We start from the raw sequence: 14,582 nt of genomic DNA on the forward strand, positions 1-14,582 counted from the left end.
TCTTCATTAGTTTTTTATCGTCACTTCCTGAATATACGTATCCGTTGCTATCTACTGCTACTGACCTAATCGTGTTTGTATGTCCTGTGAATTCCCATATCTTTTGTCCACTTGGTGATATCTTCATTAGTTTTTTATCGTCACTTCCTGAATATACGTATCCGTTGCTATCTACTGCTACTGACCTAATCGTGTTTGTATGTCCTGTGAATTCCCATATCTTTGTTCCGTTCGGTGATATCTTCATTACTTTTTTGTAGCTTCCTGAATAGACATTGCCTTGACTGTCTACTGCGACTGAATTTACCGAGTTTGTATTTCCAGTAAATTCCCATATCTTATTCGGAGCTTTTTCTTCTGTGTATGACAATACTTTCACATCGGCTGGCTTGATAATATCTCCGATTCCGTATCCTGTTTTTATATTTCTTATACCTGTTGCCAGTTCCTGAAAACTACTCTTATTGCTAACTCCAGTTTGTCCTTTGTCGATGATGGCGTTAGCAATTTGAAGTTTTCCATTATCGACATTTTGAAAAAGTATTTTTCCTTGTTCCGCACTTAATGCCTTAGTTGTTCCACCTGTGGTCAGGTCATTCACAATAATTGTCTTATTTGCCCCCGCTTCTATGCCTTTTAGCTTTGTTTGCTCCGCAGTTGTAAAGTCGTTGGTTGACAGACCTTTGCCTTGTACTTTGCTAACTTTATCGTCATTTAAAAGCTCTATATTTTCTTTTAAAGTTTTGTAATCTAAATTAGTGAAGTTTCTTGCAATTACTGTCGCTTTTTCCCACTTCTTCGCCAGTCCTTCTATCGCCCTTTGGACTTCCAATCCTCCGTCTGTTCTCTTAGATTTTACAAGGACTGTTTCTGCGTTTTGGTCTGTGCCTATGACTGCAAGTGTTGGTAAGTCGCCAAGCACACTTGCGTCATTTACATATATTGTCGTGCCTTCTGGCGCAACATTTTCTTTTAAGTATGTTTCTGGTGAGTTAGCTACACCAGAATACATTGTTTTTAATTCTGCCACTAAAAATCGCCTCCCCCTCTTGAATTAGTAAATAATTGAATGAATATACTTGCGTTAATTCTCGTTAAACCGTCTGGCACTATTTCAACTTCATGCCATGTGCCTCTTTGGATTTTTCCACCATCGTCTTTTGATAAGTAAGGTATGATGTTAACCTCTGTTTTGTAGTTATAGGTTGTTTTTCCATCAATCCTCAAATAACAGCTGTTGGCTCTTTCTCCTTCATATATTCCGTGCTTCTCTTCATGAGTATGTCCAGGAATCGTAACAGGGTGTGAATGGTCTGGAACACTGAAAGAATGAGAGTGTGGAGGTATTGAGATGTTGTGTTCGTGGCTGTACACGTGATATATTTGCCCGCTTCCTATCCAAGCACCTCGAGCATCTCTGATATCAATAGTGATATTATCGCCATTAACATTTGCCGGCCCATGCGTGGTGTCTATTTCTCCACCTCCAGAAGATGTAGAACCATATTGCCCGCCTCCAGCAGCAGTGGAAGTTGTTGTGGTTTCCTTGTATTCCAAGCCCACACTGTAAGACCTAAAGGCTTCTATTGTGTAATTAAGGATCAGTTTATTTATTCTCGCCATCTCTTGAGGTATATAAAATTTAATCTTTAAAGGGTGTCCTTGGTCTGCATTGTCCGCATAGACTATCTGTTGTAAGTTAGTTGCTCCTTGAGCGTAAGTGTCGTTAATTCTTGCTCTCTCTTGCAAGTCGGATATTGAGCCAGTAACATTTTTAGCCTTGTTTGCCACTTCTAAGTCCACATCAAATGGATTACCTCTTACATCATTCTTAGATACTTTGACTATTGGTACTATGATGTTTATATCGTCTTCTAAATCTCTTACCAGGATATTATCTCCAGGCATGAACCTTGGATTTTTATTAGGATTTTCCACCGATAAGTCAACTGCTTTTAACTTGTAAGACACATAAGGCTCGGATAACTCGTTTAAAACTTTTTGAGTATAGTCTTTCAAAGTTTCTGCACTCTCAAAGCGTCTGTCTGCAAGTATTGAGGACTTTAAACCATACTTGCCCACATTCTTTTCAAGATAAGGCTTGCCATTATTAATGCTCTTAAAAGTAAGTTGATTGTCGCCCTCGCCATAGCCAAGCCCATAGAGCCTTGTTACAAGATTCGTTGGGTCTATAGTCTTTTCGATGTTTTGCATGTTCTTCTTGTATTGAATGTCCGCCTTGTAGCCTTCTTCTACTTTCTTGAGACTTATCCCCCAAGGTCTTGAGGTGGTGTCAAACTCCCATCTATAGCCCTCAATGAAAGGCTTAGGGATAGAGAAAAGACTTGCTAAAAGATTTTCATTTTCCCACTTGTACTCAAATTGCTTTCTAAAATCGCAGTCGACAAGTTGCCAGTACTTCGTGGTCTGCTGGTCTAATACATATCTGATGACTCTATCTGTATAGACACCTAAGTTGCCTATTTGGTGATATTGAAACATGACGTCATCAAGCAGTGTTGCCAGCACGTGTTCGCAGTCGTACTCAATGTATGCTACTTCTTCTCTTGTCATTACTGATGGTAAAATTCTAAAAAGTTCTAATCTTTTTTCGCTATCGAAAAGCTCTACAAAATAGTGAGGCTGGCAGTACTGATTTTTTTTATCGTCTTTAGGAAGTCTAAATTTGCAAGTCCATAGCTCGTTAAGTGTAAGCTCATAGCTGATGTCATACGCGTTCTCAAGCCTTGCTAGCTCTTTCATTTGTGGATTGTATATTTTAATTGAATATTTCATTACAACCACTTGTCCTTCCAGTATGCGTCTACCTGTATACTTCCTGCCCCTTCTGCTATGATGCTGACACCATTTTCGCCGATTAAGAAGTCAAAGAAGTCACCATCACTCGACATTAAGTGAAGTGCGTTCTCGCCATTCTTCGTAACAGTTAGGTTGCACATGTCAATCTCAATTTCTTCTCCAGGTCTTAGAAATACATCTTTAAGTTCAAGATAAGACTCACCCAAAAGTGAAGCTACAGCTTTTGTAAATATTTCGATTTCCGATTGACCTGGACCACCGAAAACCAGGTTACTCGCAAGTGCCTTAGCGTCAAAACTTATAGAAGCACTGGCTCTACTTGATGTGACTTCTGCATATGCTGAAGCCTTAGAGTCAATGTAGATGTTCACCGCCCTGTCTGTCTTGATAATTTTATCAATATTAACAGTCTTACATACTGCGGACACGTTAATCTCGGCATTTGCACTGACACTTGACTCACTTGAGTCTTTAATATTAAATTTACCAAGATTATATCTCTTCATATTGCTTATCCTACACTGATTTCAAGGTTGTTACTGTCTATTATGAATTTATTTCCTTCAGTTATCGTTGTTGGCTTGTTAAAAGTGCCATACACTAAAAGATTTCCTCCAGTTTGAGAATCTCTTATCCCAAAGTAAGATATTTCGCCCCATTCTGCGGTTGCTGTTGGAAATTCAATTCTTTCTTGGTTGCTCACTGTTGCTCTGTCAGCTTGTTGGCTGGGTACTATGAAAGTAACTCTTTGTCTTGCATATGCTCCGCCAACTACTTCCGCTCCAGTATCAGCATCTGTCGGATTGGTCTTGTATAGTGCTATATATAGTTGCCCTGGCTGATTTACTTGTTGGTTTCTGAAAAAATAATTTATGATATTATCTTCCAAATAATTTGATGCTCTCAATTTTCTACCACCTTTCTTGTTAATCTAATGTTTCTTATATTTGTTGTGCCTGTATTTTTTATTATTATGGATCCACACGTTTTAACATTGCCTATGTTTTCTATTGTTATTTCTGTATTTCTGCCACCGTCTTTTAAAACCCTGTTAAGTTCTCTTGAAAGTGCAAATGGCTGACACTCGAACTCAATCTTCATAATGCCTTTCGGTTGTAAGACAAGTTGATCGATGCCAACTGCACTGTATACAGAGGCTTCATAGGCTCTGTCTGGTTCATCATCAAAAATAAGCAGGCCAGACCCCGAAAGCCAGCCTGCCAATTCTCTTATCTTGCTTCTAAGTTCTTCGTGCTTTGCGGTTTCCATAATTCCTATCTGGCACACTATAGTTCTTTTCTCGTATTCTGTAGATTCAAGTTCTAAGGTTCCTGACCTTCCAAGGATTTCAAATTCTTTTCTACGTCTTTCAGGAATTGCAGTTCTATCTACAGATTTCATGCCAATTTTGAAAGTGCTGGAGTGTTTTCCGTTAAAATTAAAGCCTATCATATGACTACCTCTCCTCTGCCTCTTGAGTCTTTTTTAATCAGCTTGTAGAGCTCTTCTGCAATCTTCTTGATGTCTCTTTCTTCTCTCACTTGGAAATTATTTCCAGTTATTAAGATATCACCACCAGAGGATCTCTTGTCCATTTCATCGCCGATAAGTTGTCTTAAATCTTCTAATGCTCCTACAAACTCTGGTCTTTTTTCTCCTACACCGATAATTGATGGGCTGGAGAAGATACCTCCCTTATCATACCATGATAATTTTGGTGCGCTTGGCGGGTTTAGGCTGAAATGTCCTGTTATTTTAGGACTTGGCAATTTTGGTAGCTTTACTGACGGGATTTCTAATTTTAATCCGCTGAAAAAGCCCTTTATTGCATCGATTGCGCTTTTTACAGTGTTTTTTGCTGCGTTGATAGGTGTTTCAATTGCAGTTTTGATGGCATTCCATGCTGCTGTTGTTGCGCTTTTTATCCCTTCCCATATTCCGTCTATCGTTGTTTTTAATCCGTTGAAAATATTTGCCGCACTTGATTTGATACCGTTCCAAATACCCTCTACGGCTGATTTAATGCCATTCCAAATTGTAGACGTTGTAGCCTTAACTGCATTCCAAACTGTGTCTATTGCAGTTTTAATCGCGTTAAAGGCTGTTGTTGCTGTCGTTTTAAGTCCATTCCAGATTGCTAAGATCGCCGTCTTAATTCCATTCCAAATAGTCGTTGTTGTACTTTTAACCGCATTCCAGACAGTGGTTATAGCTTGTTTAATTCCCTCAAAAGCTGTTGATGCAACACTTTTTAAACCATTCCAGATTCCAGTTAGGGTCGACTTGATACCTTCCCAAGCTGAAGACCAGGCTGAAGATATTCCTTGCCAAATGCCAGATAGAAAGTCTACGATAGCTCCCCAAATTTCAGAGGCTTTCTCTTTGATAGTGTCCCAGTTCTTATATAGCAGCACTCCTATAGCAATTACCGCTGCTATTGCTGCAACAACTAATCCTGCTGGACTGGTAATAAATCCAATTGCCTTTGCAAATAAATCTGCTCCTTTTCCGCCTGCACTAAAGAAACTTATAGCTTTTCCTAATCCACCGCTTAGCTTACCTACAGCAACAAGCACTGGTCCGATTGCAGCTGCTATTAGTCCTACTTTAACAATGAATTGCTGCGTTTCTGGACTTAGCTTTCCAAACCAATCCGAGAATTTTTTAAAAGCATTGATGGCGCCTTCGAGCATTGGTACTAAGACTGTTTGTAGTGCGGTTCCTAAGTCCGCTCCGCTCATTTTAAGGTTATTCATAGCTTGTTCTACAAGGTCGATAGGATCCACCATACCTTCCCATGTAGAGTCTACCGATCCTGCTGCTTCTTCCATAGCATTTGCGAACTCATCAGCGTTTAAGGCTCCACTTTCAAGCACTTCAAGCATGAAGGCGCCGCCCTTAGTACCGAATGCTTCCGCTGCGATTGCCAGCTTTTCTTCATGGGTTGTTGCGCTTGCAAGCTTTTCTTGCATTTCTTGTAGACCTTGAGTAACTGACTTACCCTCTTTCGCCCAATTGGTCTGCGCTCTTGTTAAATAAGATAGAGCCTTGTTAGAGTCAATACCTTTCTGCTCCATTCGCCCCATCATCTCTGTTGCCTGTGCAAAGTTTAAGCCTAACTCTTTTAATTGCGGACTTCCTTTAATGACTACATCAAACAGTCTGTCTGTTGATACTCCCGTGTTTTGCGCAGTTTTCGTAACAGAGTCCAAGACCATATCCAAGTCTTTCGCAGATAGTCCGTATTTCTCTATCGCTTGTTTTGCGTTGATTGTGGAGTTAGTGACATCTGCACCATTAATCTGCGCAAATTTAATCATCTTTTCGGATGCTTTTTCAAGCTCTTCTCCAGTAAGTCCAAATTGGGTATTGATTTCGCCGATTGCATTTCCGACTTCGTCAAAGCTTGCTGGCATATTTCCTGCAACATTCCTGAAGCTTTCTTCAAGACTCTTAGCTGCTTCACCAGTTGCACCAGTCTTAGAGATGACTGTATCAAGACCATTGTCGACTTCTTTAAATGCTGCTATAGAAAGTCCTGCTACTGCTGCTATTGGTGCAGTTACACCTTTGGTCATACCTTCGCCAACTTTTGCCATCTTGTCGCCTGCGGATTGAAGCTTGTCGCCTACGTCTTTCCACTTACTGTTTGTCTTGTCCAGCTCGCCCTGCAAAGACTTAAGCTGATTTTCTGTTTTGATAATCTCTCTTGTTAGTGCGTCATATTCATCTTGACCGATTTTGCCTTCGGCAAGTGCTTTTTTGGCTTGTTCTTGTGCTTCTTTTAAGGTCTCAAGTTTTTTCTTAGTGTTCTCGACAGATTCGGCAAGTACTCTTTGCTTTTGAGCTACAAGATCTGTATTTCCTGGATTAAATTTTAAAGACTTTTCAATGTCTCTTAATTCTTTGTTTAAATCTCTTGAGCTTTTGTTGACGTCTTTTAAAGCCTTGTCAAGCTTGGTGGTATCTCCGCCAATTTCAATAGTTATCCCTTTGATATTTCCTGCCATTTTCTCACCCGCCTTTAAAATTTGTCAAAATCTTTCTGTGATGCTATCTTCGTGTCTTTTTCTTCTGGTTCTTTGTTTAGGTCGTTATAAGTCTTACAGTAGTCTACGATCTGTCCGATCGTCATATTGTCAAAATCTTTCAGAGTAAGTCCACGACTGATAGCACCAGCCATTATTATTTCGGTGTCTACTTGTTTTTCACTGTTGCTACTTTCGCTATTTCCTTCAATTTTTTTTTAGAAAATAATGACTCAAAAAGCATAGGAAAAACTTCAACTGCTATATCAAAAACTGGGAACTCGTCAAATTGATTAAACCATTTCATGGGCTCTGGAATTGTGTCATCTGCACACTTAGCAAGTGTCCAGAGTAAGTTCATGATGTCAATTAATTCTAAGCTGTAAACATTTTGCAAAAGCCCAGATAGCGTTGATGGTTTTAATTCAATGTTTCCGTCCTTTTTTACGCTTTCTTTTAAAATATCGTCCATACCGTCTAAGAGCTCTGAAATTAAAGGCATAATAACTGTAAGTATGTCCGCATTAAAATTTGCCTTATAAACTAAAGGAAAAGAAGCACTGGCTTTAAACTGTACTTCCTTTCCGTCTATTACTATAGTTTTTATCATACTTATGCTCCAGCTACTGGTACCATTACATAAGGCTTAGTGAAAAAGTCATCATAGCCTGTAGCGCCTTCAGATATTTTCGCTTTAACTATTTTGGTGTCTGTTGCAGGTATAGCTTTTAAGCTTATCTTGTCTGTAGTTGGATCTGTCTTATCTTCTTTAGTTTTCCCTTCCACTGAAGGCCTTGAACTGGTCACATGATAAAAGATATGTCTTGTTTTGTTTTTATCTCCATCAAACTCAAAAGCAAGCGCGTATGGTACTGACTTTGCGTCTGCCTTTTCTACGATTGCTCCGTTTTTATCTTTGATTGCTCCTAAGATTTTTACTTCGAAGTCTTCAGGAATTAATGCGATTTCCAAGTCGCCTGAGTAGCCGTTGTTTGAAAATTCTGACCAGTAAATCACATCATCTGCATAAAATTCATTGCTGTCGCCTTCAGCGTCAAGTGATAAATTAACCGCTCCTGGTACTTTGATAACCTCCCCAAAGGTTACACCTGTTTCCTTATCGTCTGTGATAGGGAATACATGAACGTTCTTTAAACCAAATTTAACTTTATTTGCCATTTAATTTCTCCTTTCAAATGTAGTATGGAATTAAGAAGACTCTTTCACTGTCTATATAAACGTCTTGTCCTTTTTCCCACACTATTTCTGCTTCATCTAACAATTTTTCAAGCCTTTCTTCTAAGGCCACAGCTTTATTTCTTACATACAATTCAATATTCCAGTGAGCTTCCTTGTCATAGACCACGTTATCCGCCTTAAAGTTATTAGAGCCTGCTCCATAGTAGACTATGAAAGGCACTATTCCAGGCTCTGGATTGACAAAGTAGCCTATTGGTTTTCCGAGCGGTTTTAAAAGTTTTACAGGATTGATTTTATCCATGCTCAATCCCCCTTTTTAATTCATCTTCAAAGTTCTTAATTGCTTTCTGTTCAACTGCTGCTATGTGAGGCTTTGCTGCAACTCTGCCGCCGTTGACTTTAGCATGGCCAAACTCCAATAAGTGAGTTAGCCTGTAGTGCTCCTCATTCCAGACTATACTTGACTTACTTCTTGTAGCTGTTTGACCTTCTCTTTTGCCCCAGCCGCTGGCATATTCGCCAGACTTTTTGGGGCTTGAAGATTTTAAATCACTTACAGTTTCTTTCGCGACTTTGTCTACAGCCTTGTTAACCACGTCATTTGCGAGGTCCAGTTGCTCTTTTGTCGCTTTTTCTATTTCTTTAACTAAGTCAATTGACATTGACGACCTTCCTTTCGCAGACTAACTCTAACTTATCAAGTGTTCGCTGATAAGTTCTAATGATGGTGTATTCAACATCATCACAAATCACAAGGTCTGCATCTTTAAATTCTTCAGCATAGATTTCAAAGACGAAGTTAGGTTTAAGTCCTTGATTTGCTGCTCTATAAAATTCAGCTTGACCTACTGACATTTTTTCAGCGAAGACTGTCCACACTTCGTCTTTAGAGATTGGATTGCCCCAGTCATCAGTAGCCTTGCCACTATGTTTTATAAGTTTAATTTCCACTGATTTTTTCATGGGGCAACTCATCTCCATACTTTTCACTAAGTGCCAAGTGGATTTTTAAAGCTGTATAGCATTCTATAAGGCCGTCTCTGTCAGGGTTTTCACTCCCAAAATGAGCCTTTACATAGATACCAACGGCTCTTTTGATAAGTTCATCGTCAAGCTTCTCCACTCCGCTTATTCTTAAATCTAAAAGACAAGCATCGATTAAACTCTTGATTTCTTCATCAAAGGCTTCTGTCTTAGCTTGTCTTAATAAGATTTTGCAATATTTTAAAAGTTCAGGTGTCATTTTAATCACCCTTTTCTGTTTTCTTTACTTCCTTCTTTTTCGGTGAGTCGTCTATGACTACACCTGCATCAAGATACTTCTTCAAGTTCTTGTTTTTATCGTCAATTTCTTCGTGGATATTATAAAAGACCTTGGTTTCAAGGTCTTGGAATCCACTTACTACTCTATAAGCCATTTAATTAAACTCCTTTTACAAGGTAAGCGAAGGCTTTTTCGTCGATTACTCCAGCGTCGTGAACTTCATATCCTACGAAGTCAGTTGTTCTTGCTTTTGCGTGGTTTTCAGTAACAAGTTTCATGTCTTCAGAGATATTTTCCTTATAACCTGCTGCCATGTTACCAATTAGAATTTCTCCATCGCCCATTGCGTCCTCTTCCATGACTGGAATACCGAAGATTCTACCTACTCCACCGACTGTTACATCAGGAATAAATAGAGGTCTTCCTTGACCGTCCATTAAGTTTGCTAAAGTTCCCCAAACAGTTGCATTGTTAGCATAGATCTTAGCTCCACTTACATAGCCTGACTTGATCTTTGACATAGCTGCTGTGATGTCTTTATAAGTTAAGCCATCAGCCTTGTAAGATACCTTTTGAGGTGTTGATGTTTCTGCTTCGATTGCAGTTACAACTCCTTGAGGATATTTTGCATCGCCCTTGCCTTTTACAAATGCCTTAGCTTTAGCTGCTCCCATTCTTTCTCCCAATTCTCTTTGAATGAAAGGAATAAAGTCAGCTACAGCCATAGCTTGTAATTTCCAGGTTACTGTTACTGCTTTTGATAGTTCTTTTCCGTTAAGGGTTAACTCTCCAAATTTGTTTTCTTCATCCGCTGTTGGAGTTGCTTCATCGTAATAGTCCGCATCTCCTGCTGGAATAGCTGTTCTCTTTGCGTATTTAACAGTCCCTTTAATTCTTGTTGGAGTTACATCAGCTAAGATTGGGTGAAGTTCTTGCATTGTGTCGATGATTCCACCAATAACTGTTTCTGGGATAACTACTTCTGTGTTAGTTGTGCTGTGAGTATACACGTTTTCAGGGTTCATTTGATTAAATAGGTTAATTTCGTCTTCATTAAGATCTCTTTGTAGTGCTACTTTCGCAAATACTTCTTCGTAATTAATCTTGTTCTTTTCTTTGATATTTTCCACTGTTTTTAAGCCTCCTTCGCTTACGGATAAATTTTTCATATCAGTTACTTCCTCATTTTCCTTGTTTAGTGCATCTAAGTTTGCTTGTTCTTTTGAAGTTTCTTCAAAGTCTGCATCAAGTTTTTCAATTTCAGCTCTTTTTGCTGCTGCTTCTTCAATCTTTCCTTGATTGATAAGGTTTTGTGCTTCTTCAAGCATTGCTGCTCTCATTTCTAAGTATTTTTCTCTGTTCATTTTAAATTCTCTCCTTTAATTTTAATAGGTTGAGCTGTTCTTGCTCTTTCTCTTGCTTTAATTTATCAATAACAGCTTGAGGGATTAGAAAATCGCTCGCTGCTACTAATCTGAATTGGTCATCATTTTCTGCCTTGGATAAGATTTCATCAATGAAGCCATTCTCTAAGGCTTCATCAGGTGTGAACCATGTTTCATAGTCCATAAGATTTAAAATTTCTTCTCTTGTCTTGCCAGTCTTTAGCATATAAGCATTTGCGATGGTGTCGTTAGATTTTTTTAGTTGCTCTGCAAAATGTTCAAAATCTCTATAGTCGCCTGATCCTGATGCGCTGACATTGTGTATCATCATTTGTGCAGTAGGACTCATCTTTACGTGAGTTCCTGCCATTGCAATGACTGAAGCTGCACTTGCTGCACGTCCTGTGATAGTGATATTGACATTGCCTTTGTGCTGCATAAGTGCTGTGTAGATTTCAGAGGCTGGATAGATATATCCGCCTGGTGAGTTGATTTCTATATCCACATCCTGGCCATCAATTAAATTTAAGTCTTTTGGACAAAAGGCTTCCATCTCGCACCATTCGTATATCCACTTATCATCATTGCTTACTATCGTTCCATTAATTTTTATTGTCATTTTCTTCACCTCCTTGCTCGATTTCTCTTGTATCTAATCGTCTTATATAGGCTTGGCCCAGCCCGTCAGGAATAGGTGCCATGTTAAGAATTTCTCTTACTTCGTCAGGGTTCATGATTCCACGATCCACAAATTGAACTAAGTTTAATTTTGTTTGCATACTTGCGAAGTTTAAGTTTGAGGATTCAAAGATGATTTTATTCCCGAAGCCTCTTTCGCGTCTTGTAAATATCTTTCTTGTGAATTCGTTTGACATCTGCACCAATACTGGCTCGATCTCTGCTTCATAGTATGAGATCCACTGATCTTCATTGTAACTTGATTGAATGATGTTCTCGTTAGTATTAAAGAAACTATAGATCCTGTCGACCGTTCCTTTTGTTTGAGCTGAATTTGGTACATAGCTATTTGGCTCTACTTGTTGCGCATCTACTTTCGCGTCAGTAGCAGCAGCTCCTGTCGTCTCTGATTCAATGCTTAAAAAGCTGTTTACAAATTCTTTGGTTTGTCTTTTAAGGTCTTCTTCTCTTAACACCGTATTAAATTTCAAAAGCCAAGTGATGATATTGCTATTCTTAATCGCCTTAACTATTCCTTGATCTGTAGTGTTAACTATTTCCATTAATTGAGTTAAGGCTTTCGCTGGACTTTCTCCAAAAATATCGTTATTGTTAAAGTCTCTTCGGATATGAATTACATCAGAATATTTAAAAGTATAGTATTTCCCCTTAATTAAGAATTTTAAAAAGATTTCGCCTTGATTGTTTTGCAGCGCTTCAACACTGTTTGAATTGACAGGATAAATCGCTGTTGCCAGCCCATTTAAATCTCTTTCAATTAAAGCAAATGCGTTATTATTTAAAGCCAGTTGATTCGCCATTTTTTCCTGTAGCATCTGTCCACTCATATAAGGGTTAGGTTCTTCAAGCAAGAATCTGATATATGGTTCAGGATTAACCTGCGTATTAATGTTGTCTTTTCTTATATGTTTTGCTACTGCTTTTCCTATAGCTTGTGTTTTTGGTCTTATGCAGGATCTGACAATGTCAGAAGCGTATAAGTTGCCATTGTAAGAATAGAAGCCCTCACCTCTTTCAGTTACCATCTTGTAACCAGAAACTCTTACGGTTTCGTCTTTATTTTTTAAAAAATTAAAAATTCCCATTTTTCACCTCCTTAAATTAAAGTTAGGTATTCTTCTAAGTTGTCTTCTAAAACTATTAAAGCATCCATCAGTGATGCGACTCCATCAATTCTTCGTCTATGATTGCTTGTTTTAACTAAGGCTATGTTGTCGTTTGTGTCTGTTTTAATTGCTGCGTTAGATAAGTTCCATTTTGTGATTGGGTTATTGTTGTAATTGACCTTCTTAGCTTTTAAATCGCTTTCTAATCTTTTCATAGGGTTACTGAAAGTCTTAGCGCCTTGAGCGACTGGGACTGGAACTGTTTTTCCAAAGTATTGAGTGAGCTCATCAACTAAGTAAGTAGCCGACCATCTGTCGTAACCGATTTTAAAAATGTAGCAGTCCATTTCATTTTGAACTTCCAAAAACCACTTCGTGATGTCTTTGTAGTCAACCTTGTTTGTACCTGACCTTCTTAGAAGCCCTCTCTCTTCCCAAACATCATATGGGATCTTGTCTTCCTGACTTCGGCTTTCAATTAAATCTCCAGGCAGCCAGTACATCTGTTTTACATAGGTTTTCTCATCATCTGGCAATTTAAAGACTATAGTTGCGCAGGTTAAGTCTGTAGTTGCTGACAAGTCTATTCCGCCGACACAATATCTCGGTTTTAACTTTGATATATCGTATGTTGCTCTATTGTCGATAGTTTCAAAAGTCAGCCACGCTTCGCTTGTAGTCTCTGGTATGTCAAAGTCCTTAGTGAGCAGGTTCTTTACAAGCTTGCTATTAGCTTTGGCTTTGTTGACCTTGTCCTTTAAAGCATCAGTCTTTTTTATAGTGCCAAGTCCTGGATTGGCCTGCGTCCATGTTTCTGGATCCTTCCAAGTCTTTCTGTCGTCTAACTCGTAGACCAAAAATAAGGACCTTTCGTCCTTATATCCGTCAGGATCTGTATAGCCGTTGATCGTCCTTTCTGCTTCGTCGTATATATCATCATATACATTTTCTCTGACTGTTCCTGCTGTTGTTGTAATTAATATTAATGGCTGATCTCTTGCGCTTGTTCCATCGACTATAACGTCGTATAGGTTCTTGTCTGTCCAAGCGTGAATCTCGTCCATGGTTGCTCCATGGACATTAAGTCCATCAAGTGTGTCTGAATCTCTACCAACTGGTTTATAAATGCCATCGTTAATTTCGCAAGTAAGTTCAGCTACAAGAGGCTTGATTCTCTTGCTAAGTGCAGGCGACTTCTTAACCATTCGCTTGGCTTCTAACCAGATAATTTTTGCCTGGTCTTTCTTCGTAGCTACACTGTAGATTTCAGCGCCTGGCTCTCCATCTGCAATGAAGAGATATAAACCTTCAGCAGCAGAGAGAGTGGACTTCCCATTTTTTCTTGCAACGATTAAAACTACTCTTTGGTATTTTCTTTCGCCAGTGATCTTATGGACTATACCGAAAGTCGCTGCTACCTTTGCCTTTTGCCATAGCTCCAGGATAAAAGGCTTACCGCCCATCTTGCCCTTAGAGTGTTTGCAGTATTTCTCGATGAAGCTTATAGCATGATTAGCCTTGCCTTCGTCATACTCCCATTCGCTTTCTGGATCTCCCAAGAATTTCACGATGTACTCGTAGGTTTTATAAACTTTGGTACTGACTTTAATTCTGTTCTCATTCATCCACTCCCAATAGGCTTCTATTGGATTTTTATTTTTCATTTAAGAAGTCCTCGAAGCCATCATCAATTTCTTTTTGCTGTTCTTTTGGAAGCAGATCCATCAGTTGTTTAATGATTGTTGAGTATCGCTGTACCATCGTGTTATAAGACTTGAGCGCAGGATGCTCTCTTAAAATTGAGTAAGCTCCTTGCGGCATTTCGTCAATTGGGCCATGTTCATCTATCAGAGCTTTTAATTCTTTTAGAGTAGATTTCATAAAGGCAGCTTCTTCGATTAAGTTCTTCGCAGTTAGTCTTTTAACTCGCTCTACATCCTTATATAAACTTGTAAGTCTTGTTATTTCTTTTTTAATCTCTTTATCTTTTTCTATAGCCATCTTTCTTCACCTACCTTTAGGCATTTTGGAGGGGGTTATGTCAAGTTTGCCTGTGCATTTTTTGGCTGTACCCCGCTCG

At 38.9% G+C, this 14,582-nt stretch carries 19 protein-coding genes; all 19 read right to left on the bottom strand.

The window, feature by feature from the left end:
• Nucleotides 1-1,012 (bottom strand): WD40 repeat domain-containing protein (locus tag HMPREF1253_RS09680; RefSeq protein ID WP_155803745.1); only part of this gene is annotated, 1,012 nt, incomplete at its 3' end.
• Nucleotides 1,013-1,029: 17 nt separating this feature from the next.
• A complete protein-coding gene (locus HMPREF1253_RS05650) occupies nt 1,030-2,796 on the bottom strand; it encodes a phage tail spike protein (RefSeq protein ID WP_023055815.1) in 1,767 nt (588 codons plus the stop codon).
• The gene (locus tag HMPREF1253_RS05655) at nt 2,796-3,326 is read right to left on the bottom strand and encodes a phage tail family protein (protein ID WP_023055811.1); all 531 of its coding nucleotides are present in this window, start codon (nt 3,324-3,326) and stop codon (nt 2,796-2,798) included. The genes HMPREF1253_RS05650 and HMPREF1253_RS05655 overlap by 1 nt, the downstream gene beginning before the upstream one ends.
• Before the next feature lie 5 nt (nt 3,327-3,331).
• Nucleotides 3,332-3,727, bottom strand: coding sequence for a hypothetical protein (locus HMPREF1253_RS05660; protein WP_023055828.1), 396 nt, complete (start codon nt 3,725-3,727; stop codon nt 3,332-3,334).
• Entirely contained in the window at nt 3,724-4,272 is a 549-nt protein-coding gene (locus HMPREF1253_RS05665) for a distal tail protein Dit (protein WP_023055800.1), read from the bottom strand. Before HMPREF1253_RS05665 ends, HMPREF1253_RS05660 begins: the two co-directional genes overlap by 4 nt.
• Complete coding sequence (locus HMPREF1253_RS05670) at nt 4,269-6,830, bottom strand: phage tail tape measure protein (protein ID WP_023055817.1); 2,562 nt, start codon at nt 6,828-6,830, stop codon at nt 4,269-4,271. Before HMPREF1253_RS05670 ends, HMPREF1253_RS05665 begins: the two co-directional genes overlap by 4 nt.
• Nucleotides 6,831-6,844: 14 nt before the next feature.
• A complete protein-coding gene (locus tag HMPREF1253_RS10125; RefSeq protein ID WP_023055829.1) occupies nt 6,845-7,003 on the bottom strand; it encodes a hypothetical protein in 159 nt (52 codons plus the stop codon).
• A gap of 14 nt (nt 7,004-7,017) precedes the next feature.
• Entirely contained in the window at nt 7,018-7,458 is a 441-nt protein-coding gene (locus HMPREF1253_RS05675; protein WP_023055814.1) for a hypothetical protein, read from the bottom strand.
• 2 nt (nt 7,459-7,460) lie between these two features.
• Nucleotides 7,461-8,027: a major tail protein gene (locus HMPREF1253_RS05680; protein ID WP_023055801.1), complete on the bottom strand. Its 567-nt coding sequence runs from the start codon at nt 8,025-8,027 to the stop codon at nt 7,461-7,463.
• A 13-nt stretch (nt 8,028-8,040) separates the two neighbouring features.
• Nucleotides 8,041-8,349, bottom strand: coding sequence for a hypothetical protein (locus HMPREF1253_RS05685; RefSeq protein WP_023055805.1), 309 nt, complete (start codon nt 8,347-8,349; stop codon nt 8,041-8,043).
• Nucleotides 8,342-8,710 carry an HK97 gp10 family phage protein gene (locus HMPREF1253_RS05690; protein WP_023055794.1) on the bottom strand — a complete coding sequence of 123 codons (369 nt, stop codon included), beginning with the start codon at nt 8,708-8,710 and terminating at the stop codon, nt 8,342-8,344. The genes HMPREF1253_RS05685 and HMPREF1253_RS05690 overlap by 8 nt, the downstream gene beginning before the upstream one ends.
• On the bottom strand, nt 8,700-9,011 hold the full coding sequence (locus HMPREF1253_RS05695; protein ID WP_023055823.1) for a phage head closure protein: 312 nt from the start codon (nt 9,009-9,011) through the stop codon (nt 8,700-8,702). The genes HMPREF1253_RS05690 and HMPREF1253_RS05695 overlap by 11 nt, the downstream gene beginning before the upstream one ends.
• A complete protein-coding gene (locus tag HMPREF1253_RS05700) occupies nt 8,989-9,291 on the bottom strand; it encodes a hypothetical protein (RefSeq protein ID WP_023055832.1) in 303 nt (100 codons plus the stop codon). The genes HMPREF1253_RS05695 and HMPREF1253_RS05700 overlap by 23 nt, the downstream gene beginning before the upstream one ends.
• Before the next feature lies 1 nt (nt 9,292).
• The gene (locus HMPREF1253_RS10130) at nt 9,293-9,466 is read right to left on the bottom strand and encodes a hypothetical protein (protein ID WP_023055830.1); all 174 of its coding nucleotides are present in this window, start codon (nt 9,464-9,466) and stop codon (nt 9,293-9,295) included.
• 4 nt (nt 9,467-9,470) lie between these two features.
• Nucleotides 9,471-10,676, bottom strand: coding sequence for a phage major capsid protein (locus tag HMPREF1253_RS05705; protein ID WP_023055798.1), 1,206 nt, complete (start codon nt 10,674-10,676; stop codon nt 9,471-9,473).
• 1 nt (nt 10,677) lies between these two features.
• Nucleotides 10,678-11,316, bottom strand: coding sequence for a head maturation protease, ClpP-related (locus HMPREF1253_RS05710; RefSeq protein WP_023055796.1), 639 nt, complete (start codon nt 11,314-11,316; stop codon nt 10,678-10,680).
• Nucleotides 11,300-12,481, bottom strand: a complete 1,182-nt coding sequence (locus HMPREF1253_RS05715; protein WP_023055816.1) for a phage portal protein — start codon at nt 12,479-12,481, stop codon at nt 11,300-11,302. The genes HMPREF1253_RS05710 and HMPREF1253_RS05715 overlap by 17 nt, the downstream gene beginning before the upstream one ends.
• Nucleotides 12,482-12,492: 11 nt before the next feature.
• Nucleotides 12,493-14,166, bottom strand: a complete 1,674-nt coding sequence (locus HMPREF1253_RS05720; protein WP_023055803.1) for a terminase large subunit — start codon at nt 14,164-14,166, stop codon at nt 12,493-12,495.
• Nucleotides 14,156-14,503, bottom strand: a complete 348-nt coding sequence (locus tag HMPREF1253_RS05725) for a hypothetical protein (protein WP_023055799.1) — start codon at nt 14,501-14,503, stop codon at nt 14,156-14,158. The genes HMPREF1253_RS05720 and HMPREF1253_RS05725 overlap by 11 nt, the downstream gene beginning before the upstream one ends.
• Nucleotides 14,504-14,582 lie beyond the last annotated feature (79 nt).

This window comes from Peptoniphilus sp. BV3C26 (assembly GCF_000478985.1).
GTDB classification, from domain to species: domain Bacteria; phylum Bacillota; class Clostridia; order Tissierellales; family Peptoniphilaceae; genus Peptoniphilus_B; species Peptoniphilus_B koenoeneniae.